Source organism: Rhizobium sp. N122 (genome assembly GCF_002211295.1).
Lineage (GTDB): Bacteria > Pseudomonadota > Alphaproteobacteria > Rhizobiales > Rhizobiaceae > Rhizobium.
Window position 1 is genome coordinate 314,961 of sequence record NZ_LOKU01000023.1, and the last position, 22,689, is coordinate 337,649.

At 61.0% G+C, this 22,689-nt stretch carries 24 protein-coding genes and 1 pseudogene; 13 read left to right on the forward strand and 12 right to left on the reverse strand.

What is annotated here, in order from left to right; translation table 11 throughout:
• The first annotated feature begins 179 nt into the window (after nucleotides 1–179).
• Entirely contained in the window at nucleotides 180–617 is a 438-nt protein-coding gene (locus ATY75_RS18340) for a DUF1489 family protein (RefSeq protein ID WP_003579422.1), read from the forward strand.
• 47 nt (nucleotides 618–664) lie between these two features.
• On the opposite strand, the gene ATY75_RS18345 is transcribed toward ATY75_RS18340, so the two are convergent.
• The 7 genes from ATY75_RS18345 to ATY75_RS18380 all read right to left on the reverse strand — a co-directional run bounded on the left by ATY75_RS18345 (nucleotide 665) and on the right by ATY75_RS18380 (nucleotide 7,239).
• Nucleotides 665–940 carry a hypothetical protein gene (locus tag ATY75_RS18345; RefSeq protein ID WP_003586322.1) on the reverse strand — a complete coding sequence of 92 codons (276 nt, stop codon included), beginning with the start codon at nucleotides 938–940 and terminating at the stop codon, nucleotides 665–667.
• A gap of 113 nt (nucleotides 941–1,053) precedes the next feature.
• A complete protein-coding gene (locus tag ATY75_RS18350) occupies nucleotides 1,054–2,613 on the reverse strand; it encodes a D-alanyl-D-alanine carboxypeptidase (protein WP_088938674.1) in 1,560 nt (519 codons plus the stop codon).
• Nucleotides 2,614–2,749: 136 nt separating this feature from the next.
• Nucleotides 2,750–3,535 (reverse strand): hypothetical protein, encoded by a 786-nt coding sequence (locus ATY75_RS18360; RefSeq protein WP_088938675.1) that lies wholly within the window; start codon nucleotides 3,533–3,535, stop codon nucleotides 2,750–2,752.
• 201 nt (nucleotides 3,536–3,736) lie between these two features.
• Nucleotides 3,737–4,339 (reverse strand): transglutaminase-like cysteine peptidase, encoded by a 603-nt coding sequence (locus ATY75_RS18365; protein ID WP_088938676.1) that lies wholly within the window; start codon nucleotides 4,337–4,339, stop codon nucleotides 3,737–3,739.
• Nucleotides 4,340–4,703: 364 nt separating this feature from the next.
• The gene (gene pip / locus ATY75_RS18370; protein WP_088938677.1) at nucleotides 4,704–5,678 is read right to left on the reverse strand and encodes a prolyl aminopeptidase; all 975 of its coding nucleotides are present in this window, start codon (nucleotides 5,676–5,678) and stop codon (nucleotides 4,704–4,706) included.
• Nucleotides 5,679–5,886: 208 nt separating this feature from the next.
• The gene (locus ATY75_RS18375) at nucleotides 5,887–6,498 is read right to left on the reverse strand and encodes a PilZ domain-containing protein (RefSeq protein WP_064838558.1); all 612 of its coding nucleotides are present in this window, start codon (nucleotides 6,496–6,498) and stop codon (nucleotides 5,887–5,889) included.
• A gap of 123 nt (nucleotides 6,499–6,621) precedes the next feature.
• Complete coding sequence (locus ATY75_RS18380; protein WP_064838557.1) at nucleotides 6,622–7,239, reverse strand: PAS domain-containing protein; 618 nt, start codon at nucleotides 7,237–7,239, stop codon at nucleotides 6,622–6,624.
• Nucleotides 7,240–7,532: 293 nt separating this feature from the next.
• Between ATY75_RS18380 and ATY75_RS18385 the strand changes: the two genes are divergently transcribed.
• A complete protein-coding gene (locus ATY75_RS18385; RefSeq protein WP_088938678.1) occupies nucleotides 7,533–8,324 on the forward strand; it encodes a rhomboid family intramembrane serine protease in 792 nt (263 codons plus the stop codon).
• A 91-nt stretch (nucleotides 8,325–8,415) separates the two neighbouring features.
• Nucleotides 8,416–8,844 carry a CBS domain-containing protein gene (locus ATY75_RS18390; RefSeq protein WP_007629157.1) on the forward strand — a complete coding sequence of 143 codons (429 nt, stop codon included), beginning with the start codon at nucleotides 8,416–8,418 and terminating at the stop codon, nucleotides 8,842–8,844.
• Nucleotides 8,845–8,922: 78 nt separating this feature from the next.
• Here ATY75_RS18390 and ATY75_RS18395 read toward each other — a convergent pair whose 3' ends face one another.
• From ATY75_RS18395 to folE, 3 genes are all read right to left on the reverse strand, one after another.
• Nucleotides 8,923–9,885: a patatin-like phospholipase family protein gene (locus ATY75_RS18395; protein ID WP_064838555.1), complete on the reverse strand. Its 963-nt coding sequence runs from the start codon at nucleotides 9,883–9,885 to the stop codon at nucleotides 8,923–8,925.
• A gap of 128 nt (nucleotides 9,886–10,013) precedes the next feature.
• The gene (gene hisI / locus ATY75_RS18400; protein WP_088938679.1) at nucleotides 10,014–10,466 is read right to left on the reverse strand and encodes a phosphoribosyl-AMP cyclohydrolase; all 453 of its coding nucleotides are present in this window, start codon (nucleotides 10,464–10,466) and stop codon (nucleotides 10,014–10,016) included.
• A gap of 25 nt (nucleotides 10,467–10,491) precedes the next feature.
• Nucleotides 10,492–11,106, reverse strand: a complete 615-nt coding sequence (folE, locus tag ATY75_RS18405; RefSeq protein ID WP_064838553.1) for a GTP cyclohydrolase I FolE — start codon at nucleotides 11,104–11,106, stop codon at nucleotides 10,492–10,494.
• Nucleotides 11,107–11,416: 310 nt separating this feature from the next.
• Between folE and ATY75_RS18410 the strand changes: the two genes are divergently transcribed.
• The 5 genes from ATY75_RS18410 (at nucleotide 11,417) to thrS (ending at nucleotide 17,669) form a co-directional block, all read left to right on the forward strand.
• Nucleotides 11,417–11,863: an iron-sulfur cluster assembly scaffold protein gene (locus ATY75_RS18410; protein ID WP_088938680.1), complete on the forward strand. Its 447-nt coding sequence runs from the start codon at nucleotides 11,417–11,419 to the stop codon at nucleotides 11,861–11,863.
• Nucleotides 11,864–11,868: 5 nt separating this feature from the next.
• Entirely contained in the window at nucleotides 11,869–12,273 is a 405-nt protein-coding gene (yidD, locus tag ATY75_RS18415) for a membrane protein insertion efficiency factor YidD (RefSeq protein ID WP_088938681.1), read from the forward strand.
• A gap of 5 nt (nucleotides 12,274–12,278) precedes the next feature.
• On the forward strand, nucleotides 12,279–12,806 hold the full coding sequence (locus ATY75_RS18420; protein WP_064838550.1) for a DUF1697 domain-containing protein: 528 nt from the start codon (nucleotides 12,279–12,281) through the stop codon (nucleotides 12,804–12,806).
• Nucleotides 12,807–12,921: 115 nt separating this feature from the next.
• Complete coding sequence (locus tag ATY75_RS18425) at nucleotides 12,922–15,522, forward strand: SEL1-like repeat protein (protein WP_088938682.1); 2,601 nt, start codon at nucleotides 12,922–12,924, stop codon at nucleotides 15,520–15,522.
• 140 nt (nucleotides 15,523–15,662) lie between these two features.
• Nucleotides 15,663–17,669: a threonine--tRNA ligase gene (thrS, locus tag ATY75_RS18430; RefSeq protein WP_088938683.1), complete on the forward strand. Its 2,007-nt coding sequence runs from the start codon at nucleotides 15,663–15,665 to the stop codon at nucleotides 17,667–17,669.
• A 191-nt stretch (nucleotides 17,670–17,860) separates the two neighbouring features.
• Here thrS and ATY75_RS18435 read toward each other — a convergent pair whose 3' ends face one another.
• The gene (locus ATY75_RS18435; protein ID WP_088938726.1) at nucleotides 17,861–18,961 is read right to left on the reverse strand and encodes a hypothetical protein; all 1,101 of its coding nucleotides are present in this window, start codon (nucleotides 18,959–18,961) and stop codon (nucleotides 17,861–17,863) included.
• 113 nt (nucleotides 18,962–19,074) lie between these two features.
• On the opposite strand from ATY75_RS18435, the gene ATY75_RS18440 reads away from it, so the two are divergent.
• The 5 genes and pseudogenes from ATY75_RS18440 to ATY75_RS35100 all read left to right on the forward strand — a co-directional run bounded on the left by ATY75_RS18440 (nucleotide 19,075) and on the right by ATY75_RS35100 (nucleotide 22,228).
• Complete coding sequence (locus tag ATY75_RS18440; RefSeq protein WP_088938684.1) at nucleotides 19,075–19,659, forward strand: nitroreductase; 585 nt, start codon at nucleotides 19,075–19,077, stop codon at nucleotides 19,657–19,659.
• Nucleotides 19,659–20,270 (forward strand): flavin reductase family protein, encoded by a 612-nt coding sequence (locus ATY75_RS18445; protein WP_088938685.1) that lies wholly within the window; start codon nucleotides 19,659–19,661, stop codon nucleotides 20,268–20,270. The genes ATY75_RS18440 and ATY75_RS18445 overlap by 1 nt, the downstream gene beginning before the upstream one ends.
• A gap of 106 nt (nucleotides 20,271–20,376) precedes the next feature.
• A complete protein-coding gene (locus ATY75_RS18450; protein WP_064838544.1) occupies nucleotides 20,377–21,522 on the forward strand; it encodes a DUF2336 domain-containing protein in 1,146 nt (381 codons plus the stop codon).
• Between the two features lie 107 nt (nucleotides 21,523–21,629).
• Nucleotides 21,630–21,938 carry a type II toxin-antitoxin system RelB/DinJ family antitoxin gene (locus tag ATY75_RS18455; protein WP_088938686.1) on the forward strand — a complete coding sequence of 103 codons (309 nt, stop codon included), beginning with the start codon at nucleotides 21,630–21,632 and terminating at the stop codon, nucleotides 21,936–21,938.
• A pseudogene (locus ATY75_RS35100) lies at nucleotides 21,935–22,228 on the forward strand (type II toxin-antitoxin system RelE/ParE family toxin). Before ATY75_RS18455 ends, ATY75_RS35100 begins: the two are co-directional and overlap by 4 nt.
• A 12-nt stretch (nucleotides 22,229–22,240) precedes the next feature.
• Here the strand turns inward: ATY75_RS35100 and ATY75_RS18465 are convergent.
• Nucleotides 22,241–22,651 (reverse strand): hypothetical protein, encoded by a 411-nt coding sequence (locus ATY75_RS18465; RefSeq protein WP_064838541.1) that lies wholly within the window; start codon nucleotides 22,649–22,651, stop codon nucleotides 22,241–22,243.
• Nucleotides 22,652–22,689 lie beyond the last annotated feature (38 nt).

Here is a 22,689-nt window from a genome sequence, read left to right on the forward strand (position 1 = left end):
ATGGGGAGCAGCGCGCGGATCGCTCAGAGCGCGCCGACCCGCCCGGATGGCAAGCCAGTTGCCGACAGCCGAGGGGCGGGCGGGCCTGTATCATTGCAATCGCTTCGGCCGTGAGAAGAAGGCCAGGAACATTGACGAAGGTGCTTGACGCCCGCCGCCAAAAGGATTTCAACGGCGGCATGGCATTGCATCTCATCAAACTCTGTGTCGGCGCCGACTCGATAGACGATCTGCGCGAATGGGTGGCGGAACGCTCGCTCAGCGCCATCGCCGCCGGGCTCGAGCCGCATTCGGTGCACACGACGCGCATGGTGCCGAAACGCATGGAAGAGCTGCTCGATGGCGGCTCGCTCTACTGGGTAATCAAGGGGCAGGTGCAGGCGCGGCAGAAGCTGCTCGGCATCGAGACCTTCACCGACGGCGAAGGCATTTCACGCTGCCGCCTGATGCTCGGCCCGGAGGTCATCGAGACGGCTGTGCAGCCGAAGCGTCCCTTCCAGGGCTGGCGTTATTACACTGAAGACGACGTGCCGCGCGACCTGATGAGCCTTGGCGCCGGTATTGTCGAAATGCCCGCGGACCTTCGCCGCGAGCTGACGGAACTCGGTCTACTCTAACCTCTGCCGCCCAAAACGCGTCCTGGTTCTGCGCGGTAGCACCAATTTCAGCGCAGGCGCAGTTGCACCGGCGCGCTGCCGTCAGGCGAGGTCACATGCAGATGGATGCGGGCTTCGGGCTGGGAATAGCGCCAGGCGCGGGCCCCATGGCAAAGCAGCAGGTTGATGAGGTCGCGGGTCTTCGGAGATTTAGCCTTGGGCCGCTGCAGGCCGATCTCGGCCAGCCGCATCGCCGCCTCGTGCAACGGATGCAGCGACGAACGCCCCTTGGCCGCCATGCGGCGGTCTGAAGGCATTCCCGGAACATTCTCATTGATCGCCATTGTTTTCCCCGTACGCCATACTGATCGAGTTCAAGAACGGTGGCCGGAAACGCAAACACCGATTCCGGCCGTTACCGACGCCGCCGGCCATCTTGCAGGCAGCATCGAATAGCTCATTGGGCAGCCGCCCAGCACTTGATTCCCGCCTTCTTCAAGGCCTTGCAGGCATTGACCGCATCGCGCTGGTCTTCGAAACCGCCGAAGCGGGCGCGGTAAAGCTGGTCACCGCCGGCGGCGTAGGCGACGGCGAAAGGCTTTGCCGAGGCCAGCGCCTTGCCGCCCTTGCTCTTGGCGCTTTCCAGCAGATCCATGGCCATCTGCCGGCTCGGCGAGACGCCGACCTGCACGACCCAGCCGGTCGGACCATTATCGGTTGAAGCGGCGCTGGCCGAGGTAGGCGTGGTCGAGGCGGTGGTAACGTTGTCGACTGCCGTATCGGCCTGTTCCGGCCGCATGGAAGCGGGTGCCGGCTTCGCCTGCTGCTTGAAGGTCATGGTTTTGACCTTGGTCGGCGCCGGCATCGGCTGGGCTACCAGCGGATTGTCGGATTTCGGCTGAGCGGTCTCGGTATAGGCGACCTCGGTCTCGGCGACCTGATAGCGCGCATCCGGCAGCGGGCCTTTGTGCGGCAGGCTGAGATCGGCGGCGGCTGCCGAAATCGGCGGCTGTGCTGCGGTGATCGTCTTTGCCACTTGCGGCTGAGCCTTCTGCGGCATGACCGGAGCGGGCGTCACGATCATCGCCGGGGCAGGGGCTGCCTCAGCAATCAGCGCCGACGATCCGCCGCGGCTCGATGCCTTCGGCAGGTAGGTGGCGATCAGATTGCGCATCTGGGCGTCGCGGGCAGGCGTCGAGGCGCCGCCGAGCACAACGCCGACGATCGACTTGCCGTCCACCTGCACAGAGCTCACGAGATTGAAGCCGGCAGCGCGGGTATACCCGGTCTTGATGCCGTCGACGCCGCGCACCGAACCGACCAGGCGGTTGTGGCTGCGGATCGTGCGGGTGCCGAACTTGAAGGCGCGGGTGGAGAAATAGCCGTAATATTGCGGAAAATGCTGGCGAAGGGCGATGCCGAGACGGGCCTGATCGCGCGCCGTCGTCATCTGTGCCGTGTTCGGCAGGCCGTTGGCGTTGCGATAGGTCGTGCGCGTCATGCCGAGCGCATGCGCCTTGGCGGTCATCAGTTGAGCGAAACGATCCTCGCTGCCGCCGCCGAGCATTTCGCCGAGCGCGGTTGCCGCGTCATTGGCCGAGAGGGTGACGAGGCCGAGAATGCCCTGTTCGACGGTGATCGTGCCGCCGGCGCGAACGCCGAGTTTGGTCGGCGCCTGGGCTGCCGCATGGGCGGAGAAGGGAACCGGCGTATCCAAGCGGATGCGGCCTTGCTCCAGCGCCTCGAAGGTCATGTAGATGGTCATCATCTTGGTCAGGGAGGCGGGGTATTGCAGCCGGTCGGCATTTTCGCTGTAGAGAACGTTGCCGGTCTTGGCGTCGACGACGATGCCCGCATATTTCGAATTCGCCGCTTCCGCTTCGGCATTGACCGAATCGACCAGGACGACCGTGAGGGCCACCGAAAGAATCGCCATGAGCTTTGCAAAAAAGCTGCCGGATCGGGACGATGATACGGAGGAGACTGACCTTGACACTATTCCACTCTTCGCTTGCATTTCAGTTGTTTGGCATTCGGATATTCGGCGCCGGGATGGCACGCCTCCCGCAGCACAGCCCGTCTTTAGAATTTACCGATTGGGCGTTACCAATCCGTTTATGATGAATCGTTTATTTCGCTGTCCGGGAAGCATTTTAGGGACTTGTCGCAGAACGGTTCATTAGACGCGCTTCCACAAAGGTGCGGATAGCGGCATCAATATGTTCCCAGTCATTCAAATGGCTGCTTGAGAATCGGTAGAGAACGCTGAGATCCCTGCCGACCTTGATATCGCGCTGACAATCGCCGCTCGCCGCCGTGTCCGGGACAGAAGGCAAGATGCAGCGCACGACGTAATCCGGCCCGTTTTTGACGGGCGCCGTCAGCAGCACCTCGTCGCCGTAACCCGCGTCGGCGCGAAGACGGTGCAGTGTCAGGCTATCGCGGAAGGGCTCGGCCGGGCCTTCGAGCAGGTGCGAATAGATCGGCTCCAGCCGCCCGGACATGTCGCGCGACATGGTGCTCTGGGTCATCTGCAGGAAGATCAGGCCGGAGGATTGGCCGATATCGTCGAATCGAAGGTGGTTTTCCTTGCCGTAGCCCTGCATCTCAGGCCAGGCGAGGTAGAGATCGACACGCTCGGCCGCACCGTCATGCCGCTGGCTGGGGAAGCGGATGGCGTTTTCGGGGAGTTTCACGGTGTCGCGGCCGATGGCCAGCGTGATGTCAGCCGTGCTGTCGGTGTTGCCGGCAAGCGATATATGCCGGCCGAACCACCGGCCGCCGATGCTGATGGCGACGGTCAGGACCGCAAGAACGGCGATCACCGCCATCGTGCGGAGGAGAAGGCCCATGGAAAAAAGCGGCTGCTCGTCGGGTGCGCTGTGCGCGGCGTGGCTCATGGCGGTGCTTCGTGTTTCGGTCCGCCGCAGGAAGAACATGAGCCGCCGGTGCCGATGATGAATCTGATCGGCATGATCAGACCGGCACGGTTAATAATTCGCTAAGACGTCAGGGGTGTGGGTCGTCTTGGGACGAAAGCCTGCCCCGAAAAAGAGCGAGCCGTTCCCGGGACAGCGGGAACGGCTCTTGGGGCCCGGTCGGGGACGGGATGCGGGGACTGACCGGGCCGCAGGCTATTCTTACTTGACGCTACCAACCGCGACAGCGCGGCCGTCCTGGAGCTTCGACCAGCGGGCCGGATTGTCGGCGGACTGGCGCTTCAGATAGGTGTATTCGGTATCCGACCACAGCAGCACCTTGTTGCGCATGTTGTCGAGGATGAAATCGCCGTGATCGGTGCGAACAGTCAGCACGGCATGGCCTTCGCCGTTCGGCTGCAGCGCGACGGTGATCAGCGTGTCGGATGGCGAGAAGCCGTCTTCGATCAGCATCTTGCGCTTCAGCAGGACGTAATCCTCGCAGTCGCCGACGGTTGTCGGATAGGCCCAGCGTTCTTCGACGCCGTAAATCTGTTCATCCGTCTCCGGCTGGATCGTCGAATTGACGGTGTAGTTGACCTTGAGAATTTCCTTCCAGCGATCCTCGGTGAGGATGGCCGGCCCGGCATCGCCGCCGGCAAAGGCGCATTCGGTCGGATTCGCCTTGCAGAATTCATAATGCCCGATCGGCGGGCTGGCATTGCCCGCCAGGGCCATGCTGGCGGGCATCGCCTGTCCCGAACCCGCCATTGCCATCAGGGCACCGGCCAGAAGGACGCCTTTCCAGATGTTTGCAGTTGTCATTGCCGTCTCCCCGTAAGTTGAGGCGACAATGACACGGACGTTTTTATCTCACGGAAAATTCCGCAATAGAATTAAAGACTTAGTTGATTCAAATGCCGATAAAATCTGGCTAAAAACAATCTCGAATGCGCGTAAAATTCGACGCGCATTTGTCTCGAATTCGATTAAAATTGTAATTCCCGCAACAAGGCTTTCGTTTGAGAAAAGCCTGCATTGCCGTCCTGGCGTTAAGGGATTTTCGTTGAGCCGGATAAGGCCGGCCGCGGCCAAGCGTCGTGCTCTGGTCGGGCAATGCAGCCGGATTTGGCCGATTCGGCCGGCCGAAAGCGGACGATCGCTCGGATTTCAGTTTTCAGCGGCAAAATTATTTTTGCTGGAAATCGCGAAATCGATCGGTGGCGGCGACGATCGCGGCGCTCATATCGGGATTTGCGGTGGAATGGGCAGCATGCGGAAGGATCTGCAGCTCGCTTTGCGGCCAGGCGCGCGCCAGTTCCCAGGCGGTCACCAGCGGCGCCTCGATATCGAGCCGTCCCTGCAGCAAGATCGCTGGAATGCCTGTCAGCCGACCAGCATTGTTCAAAAGCTGGCCGTCCTCCAGCCAGGCGCCGTTGACGAAATAGTGAGTGATGACGCGGGCGCGCGTCAGCAGATAGGCCGGATCGGCCCAGCGGCGCGGCAGGCCTTGAGGATCGGCGAGCAGGATGGAGGCCGCCTCCCAGTCATGCCAGTCGCGGGCCGCTTTCAGCCGCGTCTCGGAGTTGGAATGGTTGAGGAGGCGATGATAGGCGGCGACCATATCCTGATCTCGCTCCTGGCTGTCCGCAGAAGCCGCCTGGCGGAAACGGTGCCATTCCTCCGGAAAGAGCGGCGCCATGCCGCGACAGAGCCAATCGATTTCCGAGCGTCTTGTGGTGGTCACGCCTGATATGACGATCGCGGCGACGCGCTGCGGATGGGTCTCGGCATAGGCGAGCGCCAGCGTCGAGCCCCAGGAATTGCCGAACACGAGCCAGGCGTCGATGCCGAGGAACAGCCGCAGCCGCTCGATATCGCCGACAAGATGCCAGGTGGTATTGAGGGAGAGATCGGTTTTGAGATCGGCAGCGCTCGGCAGGCTGCGGCCGCAATTGCGCTGATCGAACAGAATGATTCGGTAGGCATCGGGATCGAAATGGCGCCGCGCCGTCGTCGAGCAGCCGGAGCCCGGCCCGCCGTGCAGCACCAGCGCCGGCCGGCCCCCCGGATTGCCGCAGGCCTCCCAATAGATCAGGTTACCGTCGCCCGTGTCGAGCAGGCCATGATCATAGGGTTCGATTTCCGGATAGAGAGCCGACATCGTTCTACCCCTGTCGCAGGTTGTTCGACTCATAATTTCTATGGCTTGATGGTTGGAACCACTTGCGACAGGATTTCGCGCCTGTTTTCTCAAGCCGGATTCATTGCCGCCGGCAGATTTCTTGCCCTGAAAGCGAGGCATTTCAACACGACCTGACCAGGTGCGCGCCGGCAAGCGCTTTCGCGGCAGTCACGCAATCGGTGGTCTCTTAGAGGAATTCGCGCAGCGTCTCGCGGGACTGGATCGACAGGAATTCGATCGCCACACCTTCGACGAAATGGCGGACGACGCGGCCGCGCATGTTGCCGAGCCGCACCGCGGTTCCGATCGACGGGCGCATCTCGACATCGACGGCGGCGCCTGACAACGAAAGGTCCATGATACGGCAGGAATAACGCGTGCCGTCCTCGAGCGTCAGTTCGGTGTTCGTATCGCGTGGCGTCAGACGGTCATGGCGACGATCTTCCGGCAGGCCGAGCTCATGTTTGTTGGCAAGCCAGGTGAGCTGGGCGGCGAGCTTTTCCCGCTTCCGCTCGGTGGCATTGATCGACATGGTGAAGCCGCGGCCATCGATGGTCTGGACATAACCTTCGACGCGGCCGAGATGGTCGATATAGGCGACGACACGTTCGTTGGTGCGCGGCCGGCCGAGGCAGGTGACGTACATGTCGCCGGGCGACATGTCGATCACCATGCATTCGAACTCCTCGTAATTCGCAAGCATCAGCCGGCCCTGCATATTGATGGGCACACGCTGAAAAACGCCCTGTTCAGGGCGCGGCGCAGGTCTTTGCGTCTGAGCTGGCTGGAACGAGTGCATAAAAAGGCTTCTTTATGAAATCGGAGAGACCGATCATTACCCGCAATCCATTAACAGAAGGTTGTTTTGCCTCATTCTCATATAGCCGAAAACGAGTATGCCCGATGTCCTGAAACGGGACTGTCAGCGCACCTCCGCACTCGTCAGCAGCTGCGACACCATGCGGCGCATGACCTGGCCGAAACCGGCGCTTCTGCCGGCGACGATTTCGTTGATCGGGCGCAGCTCAGCGGCTTCAGCATTGCCGAATTTTCCTGGCAGCAGACGGCTGCGGTCGAGCGCCAGGAATTCGAGCGGTACGATCTCCAGCCAGCTCGCGGCCGCCGTGGGGGCGATCGCGCCGAGCAGCCGGTCACAGGCGCCGCCCGGCGAGCGCAGCGGCATCATGATGATCTCGAAGGAGGCCTGATGTCCGACGGTGCTGTAGCCGGTGGCGTTGAACAGGGCCGGCATGGCGTGGTCCATGACGCCCATCGCCGTGCGTTCGATGTCGGCGTGCTGGCCGTTTGCCCAGAGTGAGGAGAAACGTGCGCCGCGCAGATCCCGCCCGAACAGGTCGCAGATGCGGGTGCCGGCGAGCCGGAAGCCGATGTCACCTTCCTCTCGGGTCTCGAGGATGAACAGGCTTTGAAGCAGATGGGGGACGGCGGAGGGTTCGACCTGCGATTTCAGCGGCGCATCGGCAGCGCCGCGAATACGGTTCCAGTAGTCAAAAATTTCGATGGTCGTTTGCACACGCATTTTTCACCAACCTGTCCCATTCCGGATCATTTTCGGGCACTCATTGCCCCTACAGGCTCTACCTTGCGGATTTCATGCCAACTCCGGGCGGTTAAGGTTAAGAAAGGGTTTCGATTGAGGTGCGGCGCCCGTTGTGACACTGTCCGTCCATCGCTTCGACTTTCGAAGTTCAGCACAACCTGCCCGGGCCAAGGTCTTTCCTTGAACTCCCGGTATGCCGTCCGGCACTTCGGACGGCTTTTTTTTTGACAGGTGCTCCTGTATGGCTGTGGCCTCAACGAGGCGATATTGAAATGAATGAGCAGACGGCCGAGCCGCATAAGGCGCCCGAACCTCCCGAGGTCCAGCCGCCGGCAAAGCCGCCGCGCGTGCCTGTGTTCAACCTTCCGCCGGCGCTGTTCTTCAGCCTTTGCCTGCTTATCGTCATCTATGCGGTGCAGGAACTCGTGCTCTCCGACGATGCGATGAGCTGGCTGTTCTTCACGTTCGGTTTCGTGCCCGCCCGTTATGTGATTCCGCTGTCGCAGCAGGGGCCGGAGCTGTTCTGGACGCCGGTCACCTATTCGCTGCTGCATGGCAGCGTCCAGCATATCGTCTTCAACGGCTTCTGGCTGATGGCCTTCGGCGCGCCGGTCGTGCGCCGCATCGGGACGCTGCGATTCGTGCTCTTCTGGCTGTTCTCAGCCGTCGCTTCCGCCGCCCTGCATGCGGTGTTGAACTGGGGGGATGTAACGCTTTTGATCGGCGCGTCGGGCGTCATCTCCGGGCTGATGGGGGCTGCCTGCCGATTTGCCTTTCCGGCTGAACGGCGGCCGATGCTGCCTGCGCATCTCAATGCCCGGCTTTCCATCGTCGAGGCGTTGCAGAGCCGCACCGTGGTCATTTTCATGCTGCTCTGGCTGGTCGGCAACGCCCTGATCGCCGTCGGCATCCCGCTCGTCGGCGACAGCGACCAGGCCATTGCCTGGGACGCGCATATCGGCGGTTTCGTTTTCGGTTTCCTGCTGTTTTCGTTGTTCGATCGGGTACCGCGCCCACCTGTTGCGGAACCTGCGGGAACGGAGAAGGATCTGTTGCAATCCTGAGCCGGGCGGTGCACGATTGACCTATCCGCGCTGGGGGGAGAAACCGCCGCGGATGCCTGTGACAAGTGTTTCACGGACATAGGAGGTTCGAATGTCAGTCAAAGCAATCCTCGACCTGAAGGGCAGGGACGTCGTCACCGCCGGGCCGAACACGACCGTCGCCGAGGCGGCCGTCATTCTCAGCAAGAAGAAGATCGGCGCTATCGTCGTCGTCGGCATGGAGAACCGGATTTCCGGCATGTTCACCGAGCGCGACCTCGTGCATGCGATCGCCAAACACGGCAAGGACGGCCTCGACCAGCCGCTGGGTCAGGTGATGACCGCGAAAGTCTACCGCTGCCATGAGGAGACGACCGTCAACGAGCTGATGGAGCTGATGACCAGCCGCCGTTTCCGCCACGTGCCGGTGGAAAGCAACGGCAAGCTGGCCGGCATCATCTCGATCGGCGACGTGGTGAAATCGCGCATCGCCGAAGTCGAGCGCGAGGCCGAGGAGATCAAGGCCTATATCGCCGGCTGAGGTTTTCGCCGGCTCGTTTGGCTGATCGTTGTCCCAAAACGCCGACGCGCTTTGGACAATGTGTGAGGGGGCTGGACGTCAGGGCTGGTTGGCGTAGATTTCCTGCATGCGTTTGATTTCGGGCAGCCTGGCTCTCGCTTCCTCGTAGCCGCGTTCGATCGCTTCGCCGGCGCGGTGGAATTCGGAAAGGCCGATATAGCTTAGGCGCGGCTGCAGCGAAATATCCGGCGGGTCGCCGGCCAGGCGGGCGCGGGCGATTCTATCCTGGATGATGTTGAAGGCCTGCACCATGACGCCGGTCATGCCGAGACGGGCATAGGGCGCCTCTTCCTGCTTCTGCACCTCCTGCGGCGAGAGGCTGGCATTGTGCCGGACGACGGCCGAGCGGCCATAGAGATCGTAATTGAGATTGACGGCGACGACCAGCGGCTGCTCGTAGGCGCGGCAGACGGAGACGGGGACCGGGTTGACCAGCGCGCCGTCGACCAACGTGCGGTGATTGCTGCGCACCGGCTCGAAAATGCCGGGCAGGGCATAGGAAGCGCGCAGCGCCGTAATCAGCGAACCATTGGCGATCCAGACCTCGTGGCCGGTATTGACCTCGGCGGCGACGGCGACGAAGGGCCGGTCGAGATCCTCGACATTCAGGCCTTCGAGATGTTCCTGCATGCGCTTGGTCAGCCGCATGCCGCCGAACAGGCCACTGCCGCCGATGGTCAGATCGAGCAGACTGGCGATTCGCCGCATCGTCAGCGAGCGGGCGAAACTTTCGAGTTCATCAAGTTTGCCGGCGAGATAGCAGCCGCCGACCAGCGCGCCGATCGAGGTGCCGGCAATCATGCCGATCTCGATTTTCGCCTCGTCGAGGGCGCGCAGCACGCCGATATGGGCCCAGCCGCGGGCCGCGCCACCGCCGAGCGCCAGGGCGATCTTGATTCTCTTGACGGGTGCAGGAGGCGGGATCGTCTCGATCGTGGTCGACATGCCGGAACCGGAACCCTCGCCTTCAGAGCTTTGACGATGCAAATTCCAGCTCAGCATGGCGTTCCCCTCCCAGCAGAACACATGGTTTCCGATAGTGTGCCCGATCGGTTTCCAAATGGTATATAGAGGCGACTTCTGGCGCAATAAGGAGCAGATGCCGGGAAATTCCGGCTCAGTTTCCGAGCCTATTTTCCGTAAACGTCCTGCGGATCGAAATGCCGTTCGTCGTCGACGATATCAAGCATCGGCTTTCCGTCCTGAAGCGTGACGGTGCGATAGAAGCAGGAGCGGCGGCCGGTGTGACAGGTGGCATCGTGGCCGGCGACCTCGACCTTCAGCCAGATGGCGTCCTGATCGCAATCGGTGCGGATTTCCTTCACCGTCTGAAGATTGCCGGAGGTCTCGCCCTTCTTCCAGATCTTGCCGCGCGACCGGCTGAAATAATGGGCCGTGCCGGTCTGGATGGTCAGCGCCAGCGCCTGGGCGTTCATGTGCGCCACCATCAGCAGCTCGCCGTCGTCGGCGTCGGTGACGATCGCGGTGATCAGGCCACGGTCGTCGAAACGCGGCGTGAAATCGCCGGCGTCTTCCAACGCCGACTTGTCCTCGGATGGTTGATTGAAGATCATGTGACTCATCGCGGCCCTCCTGAGGGAGCCGGTATCAGCGGCTCCGCACCATGGTCATGAAACGGGCCTGATCGGCCGGCTCGGTCTTGAACGTACCCGTAAACGTCGTCGTCAAGGTGGTCGAGCCCTGCTTCTGAACGCCGCGCATCGCCATGCACATATGTTCGGCCTCGATCATCACGGCGACACCGCGGGGGTTGAGCGTATCGTCGATCGCGCGGGCGATCTGCGCCGTCATCGTTTCCTGCGTCTGGAGGCGGCGGCCATAGATCTCGACGACACGGGCAATCTTCGACAGGCCGAGTACGCGGCCATCAGGCATATAGGCGACGTGCGCCTTGCCGATGATCGGCACCATATGGTGTTCGCAATGCGAGAAGAACGGAATGTCCTTGACGAGGACCATGTCGTCGTAACCGGCGACCTCCTCGAAGGTGCGGCCGAGCACGTCTTCCGGCGCCATGTCGTAACCGGAAAACAGCTCGCGGTACGATTTGACGACACGGGCAGGCGTTTCGATGAGCCCTTCGCGGGCCGGGTTCTCACCGGCCCAACGCAGCAGAACGCGAACGGCCTCTTCCGCCTCCTGCTGGGAAGGGCGATCGGAATCGCGGCTCGTCTGCGGAAAGTTCTTTACGATGGCGTCCATGAACAATGGTCTCCTGGTCCGCACCGCGGACCGATCTGTCGGAATCGCCACTGGTCAATCCCATGCGGGAATTCATGCACCTTTGGCAGGCTCCGGGGCTTTCGAGGTGCATTCAACACCCGTCCGGCACGGTTTCCCAATCAAACTTACACGAGGCCATTGCATTTTCATGGCCTTCGAACGACATACATATAGGAATACGGCCATCGTATGTAAGTATCCTCAGATGACACGGTGTATTTTTTGTTTCAATAACAATAACAGCCCTTATTGAGGCCGATCCGCAGCGATTTTGGAGCGGAAATCCAACATGGACGACATCTACAACAGCAAGATCCTCGAATTCGCCGGCAATATTCCGTTGACCGGCACATTGGCGGATGCCGATGCGAGCGCCCAGGCCTATTCGAAGCTTTGCGGCTCGAAGGTGAGGATCTGGCTGAAGATGGACGGCGATACCGTCACCGGTTTTGCCCATGACGTGAAGGCCTGCGCGCTCGGCCAGGCCTCGTCCTCGATCATGGCGCGCCATGTCGTCGGCGCGACATCGGGCGAAGTGCGCCAGGCGCGCCAGGATATGCTCGCCATGCTGAAGGCGGATGGGGAAGGGCCCGAGGGACGGTTCGAAGACATGCGTTATCTGCTGCCGGTGCGGGACTACAAGGCCCGCCATGCCTCGACGATGCTGACCTTCGATGCGGTTGTCGATGCGATCGGGCAGATCGAGGCGAAACGGGCTGAGGTTGTCGAGGCGTAACTGAGATGTGCGAGTTCTGCGCCCTGCAGGCAGGCGATGAGGACGACGGTGGCGCCGCCGGGCCCGACAAGCCGCGCGAAAAGGCCGCACGCACTTCCCGCAATTATACCGGTCCGTTCCGCAAGAGCCCCGACCGCCTGCTCGGCATGGGGTTGATCCGTCTCTACCAGCTGATGCTTTCCGGCTTTGTCGGCAATTCCTGCCGGCATATCCCGACCTGCTCCGAATATGGCTACGAGTCGATCGCCCGTCACGGCTTGTGGGCCGGCGGCTGGATGACGCTGTTTCGCGTCGGCCGCTGCGGCCCCGGCGGCACCAGCGGCCTCGATCAGGTGCCGGAGAGACTGGACGACAAATTCCGCTGGTGGACGCCGTGGCGGTATTTCTCCGTCGGACGCAAGAGAGAGTGAGGGCCATGGGCATGTTCGTCGCGCTTCTGCACAGCATCGTCCTGACGCCCGACCGCCGCGTCATCATGGAAGATCTGCGCGCGCTCGCCAAAGAGCTTGGCTATCGCGAGCCGCGCACGCTTGTTTCCACCGGCAATCTGGTTTTCGAGGCCGACGATGTCAGGCCGCACGAACTCGAGGTCGCGCTGGAAGAAGGGTTCGAAGAGAAATTCGGCAAACATGTCGATATCATCGTGCGCAGCGACTGCACCTGGATGGCGCTGTGCGGCACCAATCCTTTCAGGGACGGCAGCGGCGACCAGGTCATTGTCCGGGTGATGCGGCTGCCGGTCGATCCTGAGAAGGTGGAGGCGCTGAAACCGCTGATGACGGAGGGACAGCGCATCGCCATTGTCGGCGGCGATCTCTGGATCGATTTCGCCGGCAAACCCAGCCAATCCAAATTGCTTTCGGCACTGACGACCAAGCGGCTCGGCATCGGGACGATGCGCAATTGGAACACGGTGTGCGGCCTGACGGATATGCTGCTCTAGATGCACGAAGAGCACGTCTCTGAAAGTTTTCACCGCGAGTTGAAAAATGCACTTGCAGTTGAATAAGTCGCAGATATTTGTGTATTTCCTCTCCTGGTTTTGAAAATCCGTGCAAATGAAGTTTTTCACTTATCTCGCAACCGCGTCACTTCTTCTCGTTGTCTCCATCGCCACTTCTCCCATAACCTGGGCGAGTGGCGGGGACCTTACATCCGGCGCCAGGTGCCGCCATCTGGCGCGTGATGACGTAGAAATCAACAATCTCGCTTACTGGCGGGATGCGCTTGCCGCTTGCGAAGCCTATTTGGAGGCAGAGCCAAGCTCCATCGACGCCCGTTATTTCTGGCTCGCCAGCAAGTTCAATCTTCAGCAATATGAGCCGGCACTTGCCGGATTCGAGGAATTGGCAGCCCAGGGGCACGCTCCCTCCATGGATTATCTGGCGGCGGCATCTGCTTACGGTTTCGGACGTGAGCGCGATTTCAATACCGCGCTGTCCTGGCTGAGAAAGGCAAGAGAAGCAAACGATCCGCGCTCCGCCGATTATCTCGGAGAGATGTATAAGCTGGGATGGGGCGTTCCGCAGGACTTCGTCATGGCGCGGTCCTATTTCGAACTTGCAGAACGGCTGGGCTATGTTCCGGCCAAGAGATCGCTTTCCTGGATGTATCTGGATGGGGTCGGTGTTTCGGTCGACGCCGCGCGAGCTTTCGAATTGCTTTCTGCCGCAGCACAAAAGGGCGATGAGAGAGCGATAACGGACATCGCATTCCTTTACACAAGAGGTATTGGAACGGAAAAGAACGCCGAACGCGCTGTTACCATGCTGGACGAACTGGTGCGGAAAGGCTCCGCCGATGGGATGAGGACCCTTGCTCGATTTTATCTGAAGGATGGGGACAAGGTGCAGAAAAAGACGGCGCTCGATCTCCTCGATAAGGCCGTGGCCCTTGGCGACGGCAGCGCGATGAGGACGCTGGCAGACGTTTACATCGCGGGCAAGGAAACGGAGCGAGACTTCGCGAAGGCAGAGGCCCTGCTGGATCAGGCAATTACGCAACAGATAGTCGCTGCCTATCGCGGCAAGGCTAGGCTTTTCTTGAACATGCCCGATCCGCGCTATGACCAAGCCATGTACTGGATGAAAGAAGCCGCCTCTCGCGGAGATGCCCGGGCCATGGCGGATGTGGGCAGTATATATGAGCAGGGTAAAGGTGTGCCGGCAGACGAAGGCGAAGCCCGCATCTGGTATGAAAAATCTGCCGAACTCGGAGATTCAAGCGGCGCCCGACATTTCGGCCAATCGCTCTATATGGGAACGGGTGGTCCTCGCGACGTCGAAAACGGCGTTAAGTGGCTCGAGAAGTCGGCAGCTTCGGGCGACACCTATGCCATGCGGGTCCTTGCCTACGGTTATGAAAACGGCAGCGGTCTTCCAAAGGATGCGGTGAAAGCTTTCGAATGGTTCCAGAAGGCGGCCAACGAAGGAGATGAGGACGCATATCTTGAAGTTGCGGACCGTTCCTATGACGGTACGGGTACGACTGTCGACGCCAAAAAATCCTTTGCCTGGTATTTCAAGGCCGCCGAAAGTGGTTCGGCCAAGGCCCAATATTGTGTTGGGCTAATGTATGAAAGAGGCGAAGGTACTGCTCAGGATTCGAGAGAGGCCGTACACTGGTTCAAGGCCGCTGCGGAGAACGGATATATCGAGGCCTTCGCCGAGCTTGGCGAAATGTACGCCAATGATGCCAATCTGCCACGGGACGACGGCAAGTCGATCGACTATCTGGAAAAAGGCGCGGCCGCTGATAACGCCACGGCGATGATCCTGCTCGGCATCAAATATGAGGATGGCGATGGGGTCGTTCGCGACTATGCGAAAGCGATCGAGTGGTACGAAGCCGCGGCGAACAAGAAATCTGCCGACGCGATGTACAGGCTCGGGACTCTCTATCGAGGAGCGGATGGAAACCTGAAGGATTTCGGCAAGGCTCTGGAATGGCTGACGAAGGCCGGGGCCTATGGAAATGCGAAAGCCCAATACTCCCTGGGCGATATGTACGAATATGGGCAGGGCGTGCCTATTGATCGCTCCAAGGCGCTCAGCTGGTTCATGATGGCGGCCTTCAAGCAATATCCTGAAGCGATGAACGCCGTCGGCTATTACTACCAGAACGGCATTGGCACCAAAGAGGACCAGACCATCGCCCGCAACTGGTTTCAGAAGGCGGCCGATGCGGGATCTGCGGCCGGCGCTCTTAATCTTGCGTGGTATTACGAGAACGGCAAGGATCAAGATCAGGCTATCGCATTCCAATATTACAAGAAATCCGCCGCGCTGAATTCGGCCGGCGGCATGTTCGCGCTCGGGCGTTTCTACGACGATGGCCTCGGAATTGCTGTCAACCGGCAAGAAGCCATCAAATGGTATCTCCGAGCCGCCGACGCGGGGTACCGAAGAGCCGCCTATCGACTTGCCTATGCTTACGATGCGACCTTCAGCTCCGATAATGCGGCCGAGAACATCCTTCTCGCGATCCAGCAGGGCGACAGGCAGATTGCCGATGAGTTGAAGGTGTTTTCGCCTTTCACGCGCACAGCGCTAAAGAGGAGCCTGTCACGGCGCGGCCTTTACGACGGGTCTATCGACGATGAAATCGATCAACTCTTGAAATCGGCTCTCAAGAGCTATGCGGGAAGCTATGGCGGATAGGCGCTGTGTTTCGTTTCGCCTCGCTTCTCCTTTACTAGCGCCGCAAATCTGAGTATCAGGCGGCGGCGCATCCAAAGAACGGAGGCGCTTGCGTTTCAACCACCCGCATTCGTTGGCGGGACTGGACAAGGAGAATTTCGATGTCTGAAACCATTTCCCTGACATTTCCCGATGGTTCCATGCGCAGCTTTCCAGCTGGCGCAACCGGCAGGGATGTCGCCGAATCCATTTCCAAATCGCTCGCCAAGAGCGCGGTCGCCATTGCGCTCGACGGCACTGTGCAGGACCTTTCCGATGCCGTCACCGATGGCAGGATCGAGATCATCACCCGCAAGGACGGCCGCGCGCTGGAGCTCATCCGGCATGATGCTGCGCACGTCATGGCTGAAGCCGTGCAGGAGCTCTGGCCCGGCACGCAGGTGACGATCGGCCCGGTCATCGAAAACGGTTTCTATTACGACTTCGCCAAGAACGAGCCCTTCACGCCCGACGATCTGCCGAGGATCGAGAAGAAGATGAAGGAGATCATTGCCCGCAATGCGCCCTTCACCAAGCAGATCTGGTCGCGCGAGAAAGCCAAGGAAGTCTTTGCCGCCAAGGGCGAGCAGTACAAGGTCGAACTCGTCGACGCGATCCCGGCTGGCCAGGATCTGAAGATTTACAATCAGGGCGAATGGTTCGACCTTTGCCGCGGCCCGCATATGGCCTCCACCGGGCAGATCGGCACGGCCTTCAAGCTGATGAAGGTTGCCGGCGCTTATTGGCGCGGCGACAGCAACAACGCCATGTTGTCCCGCATCTACGGCACGGCATGGGCTGACCAGGCTGACCTCGACAACTACCTGCACATGCTTGCGGAAGCTGAAAAGCGCGACCACCGCAAGCTCGGCCGCGAAATGGATCTGTTCCATTTCCAGGAAGAAGGCCCGGGCGTCGTCTTCTGGCATGGCAAGGGCTGGCGCATCTTCCAGGCGCTCGTCTCCTATATGCGTCGCCGGCTCGCGGTCGATTATGAAGAAGTCAACGCACCGCAGGTACTCGACACTGCGCTCTGGGAAACCTCGGGTCACTGGGGCTGGTATCAGGAAAACATGTTCGCCGTGAAATCGGCGCATGCGATGACGCATCCGGAAGACAAGGAAGCGGATAATCGCGTCTTTGCGCTGAAGCCGATGAACTGCCCCGGCCACGTGCAGATCTTCAAGCACGGGCTGAAATCCTATCGCGAACTGCCGATCCGTCTCGCCGAATTCGGCCTGGTCCATCGCTACGAGCCTTCGGGCGCGCTGCATGGGCTGATGCGTGTGCGCGGCTTCACGCAGGACGACGCGCACATCTTCTGCACCGATGAGCAGATGGCCGCCGAATGCCTGAAGATCAACGACCTCATCCTGTCGGTCTATGAAGATTTCGGCTTCAAGGAAATCGTCGTCAAGCTTTCCACCCGGCCGGAAAAACGCGTCGGTTCCGACGCACTCTGGGATCGCGCCGAAGCCGTGATGACCGACGTGCTGAAGACGATCGAGGCGCAGTCCGAGGGCCGCATCAAGACCGGCATTTTGCCGGGCGAGGGCGCCTTCTACGGGCCGAAGTTCGAATATACGCTGAAGGATGCGATCGGCCGCGAATGGCAGTGCGGGACGACGCAGGTCGATTTCAACCTGCCGGAACGTTTCGGCGCCTTCTATATCGACAGCAACTCCGAAAAGACGCAGCCGGTGATGATCCATCGCGCCATCTGCGGCTCGATGGAACGATTCCTCGGAATCCTGATCGAAAACTTCGCCGGCCATCTGCCGCTTTGGGTGTCGCCGCTGCAGGTGGTGGTCGCGACGATCACTTCGGAAGCCGACGCTTACGGGCTCGAAGTGGCCGAGGCGCTGCGCGAAGCCGGTCTCAACGTCGAGACCGATTTCCGCAACGAGAAGATCAACTACAAGGTCCGCGAACACTCGGTCACCAAGGTGCCCGTCATCATCGTCTGCGGCAGAAAGGAAGCCGAAGAGCGCACGGTCAATATCCGCCGCCTCGGCAGCCAGGACCAGGTTTCGATCGGGCTCGACGCCGCCGTCGACAGCCTTGCCCTGGAAGCGACGCCGCCGGACGTTCGTCGCAAGGCCGCAGCAAGAAAAGCCAGGGCGGCCTGATAACGCCTCTATCCGGCAGCGCCACCCGGTGCTGCCGGAAATCCGATTGGGAGATATTGTCGCTAACCGTGGCCTGTCGCTACGAGGCCGTCCTTTGGGTGGCGCGGGGTCGTGCGTAGAGCCGCTGGCCTTTTTTCACGCAATCCCGAACGGAAAACCTTTCGCCGTCTTCCCGGGATCGTTTTTTCCAATCAATCGAGACTGGAGTCGTCGCCGGCTTGCGGCGCGAGCTGTTCGTAGGAAGGCAGTGGCGCCACCGGAGCCGGCTGGACGCCTGGCGGCGGCGGCGTGCCCACAGGCACTTGCTGCACCGTGCGGGCCGCGTCGTTCACCGGCGGCTGCGGCTGCTGGTCCTTCATCAGAACCTCGACATCGGTATTCCTGCCGGCGACGACAGTGAAATCGCGCTGGTAGATCTTGTCCTTGTTGCGGGCGACGGCGGAATATCCGCCTTCGGCCAGAACCATGGTCGGGAAGGCGCTGACGCTTTCGCCGACGCTGTCGCCGGCCGCCGTCAGGATCGACCATGCCGTATCGGCGATCGCCTCGCCGCCGGCATCGGAGACCAGTTTGAAGGTGACCTGTGCGGCGCGATGCTGGATCGTCGCTTCGGTCAGCTTGCCGGCTTCGACCTGGATGTCGGCGCGGATGACGGCATTGACGCTGCCATATTCGGAAACGATGTGATAGGTGCCGGCATTGAGGCGGACGACGGTATTCGGCGAGACATCGGCCACGACAAGGCCGCGCTCGCCGTCGTCGCGCACTTCCGAGGAATAGATCGAGAAGCTCAGTTGGTCGGGGCGGATGCGGGCGTCGGTGCCGGAGACGGCATTGAGCAGCAGGCCGCCGGCATCGAGCACCATCACCTGCTTGTCGACCTCGCCGTCGGCGGGCACGGTCAGTTTCTTGGTGACGCCGGCGCGGCCGAAGGAGACGTTGACGAAATAATCGCCGGGAGCGAGCTGGAAGGCAGCCGGTCCGCCCTTGGCGCTGGCAATCAGCGGCAGCTTGCCGTCGGCTCCGGCGATCGGGCTGAAGACATACCAGGAGAGGCCTTCCTCAACGGGCGTGCCATCTGCCGTCAGCTTGGCTTCCATCGGGACGTCGCGCAGCTTGACCCCTTCGGCCGTCGTGCCGGGTGCGATGAAAGCATCGAGCTTCGGCATCTTCGACGTCGATTCAAGCTGTTTGAACTCCTTGAAGGCATCCTGAGCGCCGGCGCCTGGAGGCGTCAAGATCGTCAGGGCAATGGCAAGGCCGATGCGTGCAAGAGGCGAAATGCCAAACATCTGTTTCGTGAACCGATTGACTTCTGAAATCGCAAAGGCCACTTCAAGACCAACGCGATGGCAAATTCAAGACCCGCCCATTGCAGCAGCATAAAAATGAGAGTTTCTCCCGCATGAAATCCGATATCAAGCTGATCGACTACCTCGCCGTGCGCCGCTCCATCCCCGCGTTCCAGATGTGCGAACCAGGCCCGGAGAAGGCCGAAATCGAGGAAATCCTGCGTCTTGCCTCGCGTGTTCCCGATCACGGCAAGATCGCGCCATGGCGCTTCATCGTCTATCGCGGAGATCAGCGCGCCCGTCTCGGCGAAGAGCTTCTGACCTTGGCACTTCAGACAAAACCCGAGCTTTCCGAGGAGATGATCCAGGTCGAGCGCGCCCGTTTCACCCGTGCACCCGTGGTCGTTGCCGTCGTCAGCAAGGCAGGGCCGCATATCAAGATCCCGGAATGGGAGCAGCTGATGTCGGCCGGCGCGCTCTGCCTCAATGTCATCCTCGCCGCCAATGCCAGCGGCTATGTCGCCAACTGGCTGACGGAATGGTTCGCCTATGATGAGCGCGCCTATCCGCTGCTCGGCGTCGAGCCTGGCGAAAAAGTGGCGGGCTTCATCCATATCGGTTCGACGACATTTCCGGCGATCGAGCGGCCGCGTCCGGAGCTTGCCGATACCGTGACATGGGTCGGCGGGGAGGGCTGATGTTTTACACCACCGACAGCAACCGGCATGGGTTGGCGCATGATCCGTTCAAGGCGATCGTGTCGCCGCGCCCGATCGGCTGGATCGGCAGCAAGGGCAGGGACGGCTCGATCAACCTCGCACCCTATTCCTTCTTCAACGCCGTTGCCGACCGGCCGAAGCTGGTGATGTTTTCGTCCGCCGGGCGCAAGGACAGCCAGCGCAATGCGGCCGAGACCGGCGTCTTCACCTGCAATTTCGTCGGTCGCGATCTCGCCGAGAAGATGAACCTTTCCTCTGCGGCGCTGCCCTATGGCGAAAGCGAATTCGCTTTCGCCGGCCTGACGCCGAAGCAGGCCGAACTCATCGACGCGCCCTATGTCGGCGAGGCTTTCGCGGTGCTCGAATGCAGGGTCACCGAGATCATCGAGCCGAAGACGCTGTCGGGCACACCGTCGGAAAACGTCCTTGTCTTTGGTGAGGTGGTCGGCATCCGCATAGACGAGGCGATCGTCAGGGACGGTCGTCTCGACATGTCGATCGCCCGGCCCCTCGCGCGCATGGGCTACATGGACTACAGCGAAGGCAGCGATGTTTTCGAGATGATCCGGCCGCATCTGCCGAAGGTTTAGGTCGGCCGCAAGGCATATAAAGGCTTAAGAAATATGGTGAACCAATCTTAAACCTTTTGCCGCTACCGTCGCAGCATTGAATGAAACGCGAGGGAATCGCGTTCAAGTGCTGGGGCGTCGCGTGATCGTAGAAGCTTTCCTTCGTTGGATCGAAACGGCCAAGACCGGAGACCGGGCCCGGGCTGCAAACGCGCTCGGGCGGGCCTATCTGCAATCCGAGATGACGGCGGAGGAGCGGGCGGCAGCCGAGATGGCGATGACCTTTCTTCTCGACGATCCGTCGCCGCGCGTGCGGCTGGCACTTGCCGAGGCGATCGCCTGGTCGCCCGATGCGCCGCGCAGCCTGATCCTTTCGCTCGCCGAAGACCAGCCCGAGGTGGCCTGCCATGCGGTGACCTGTTCGCCGCTTTTGAGCGATGCCGATCTTGTCGATCTCGCCGCGCGCGGCAACGGCGCCACCCGCATGCTGATCGCGGCGAGGGCGCATGTGACGCGCCCGGTTTCCGCAGCGCTTGCGGAGGTCGGCGACGAGGAAGAGCTGCTCTGCCTGCTCGAAAACGACGGGGCGGTGATCTCCAGCCAATCGCTGAAACGTATCGCCGAGCGGCTCGGCGACGGCTGCGACATCCGCAACCTACTTCTCGACCGCAGCGATCTTCCCGCCGATGCCCGCCAACTGCTGACCCAGCATGTCAGCAATGCGCTGGTCGGGCTGCCGCTCGCCCAGGCGGCGATCGGCCTGCAGCGGCTGCAGCGTATCAGCCGCGAGGCGACCGAGGCCGCCATCGTTTCGATCGCCGGCGATATCGCGCCGCGCGAAATCCCTGACCTCGTCGAACATCTGCGCCTCAACGGCCGGCTGACGCCGTCCTTCATGATGCATGCGCTCTGCGCCGGCAAGGTGGATTTCTTCGCGGGAGCGATCGTCGATCTGACGGGGTGCGGCGAGCGCCGGGTGCGCTCGATCCTGGCGACCGGGCGCATGCATGCCGTCCGCGCGCTCTACGAGTCCGCCGGTCTGCCGAGGGATATCAGCGTGATCTTCGTCGAGGCGACGTTGCTGTGGCGCGAGGCCGCGAGAAAAGCGCCGGGCAGCGTGCTCGGCACCGTCTGCGGCCGACTTCTGGAAAAATTTCGCCATCACGACGGCGCCCATGGCGCGGTCGGTGAGCTGCTCGATATGGTGGAAAAGCTTGGGGTCGCCGAACAGCGGCAATCGGCCCGCGTGTATGCGGCGCTGGCGGCCGCATAAATTCAAGAGCCGCTCGCACTGCTCGTCCTCCTGCTGGATAAGATTGATCCTGGCTGGCATATGTCATTCAATTGCATTTCATTGAACCATATTCAAGGAGACCCGGCATGGCATCAAACGCGCTCGTACAAACTCGCATAGATGCTGCCGTCAAGGATCGCGCTACGGCTGTTTTGGAAGATATGGGTCTGACAGTCTCGGATGTCGTGCGCATTTTATTGACCCGCACGGCGAACGAGGGGGCTCTGCCGCTCGAACTTATCAGCAACAGCGACGCTTATGACGCATGGTTTCGTGGAAAGGTCCTTGAAGCTCTCAATGACACGCGAGCCGATGTCGATGATGCCGATGTCGAGGCGAGCTTCGAGAAGAGGCGCGCGTCCGCATTGCGGAAGAGCAAGGCCGCTGAATCGTGAGGCTTGTTTGGGCCAGGTGTGCCGTATCCGACCGAGACAATATTTTCACATACATTGAATCGAGAATCCAAGGGCGGCAGTCCATGTCGACCAGAAAATCGTTTTTGCTGTTCGCCGTCTCGTCGAATTTCCGGAAAGCGGAAGACCGGGAAGGATCGCAGGCACGCGGGAGTTGGTCATCCCAGGCACGCCCTATATCGCCGCATACAATCGTGCAAGAAGACCGAATTCGGATCCTTCGCGTCCTCCACGGTGCCCAGGTTTGGCCCGACGACATTTCAACTGAATGAGTTTGCTGCCACTTAATCAGCCAGCCGCGTCACCACCCAGGAATAGCTGGCGGAGACGAAATGCACCGGTTTGGCCAGCGTGTCCTTGACGCTCCGGCCGGAGGGCAGATGGTCACGGACCTTTCCAGCAATGTCGTCGGCAAAACCACGCAGTCCCTGCGGGTGCTGTTCGACCGCTTCGGGTGCGGCCGGCGGTACGGGCGTGGGTTTCGGCGGCTCGGTGGCGGCGATGGCTTTCGGCGCCTCGCAAACCGCGATCACCGAGGGATAGCTGACATTGGCATAGGTTTTCAGCCGGCGTTCGGCTTCGGCATCGCAGGCGGCAACACTCTCCCAGTGTTTGTCGACTGTCGCGACATAGTTGCACTGGCTGATGGAATCGTCGCAACCGAGAATGGTCATCGCGATCAGCACCGCTTGCATATTTTGCCTCCTTGGCTATTGAGCATGTCATCGTCTTA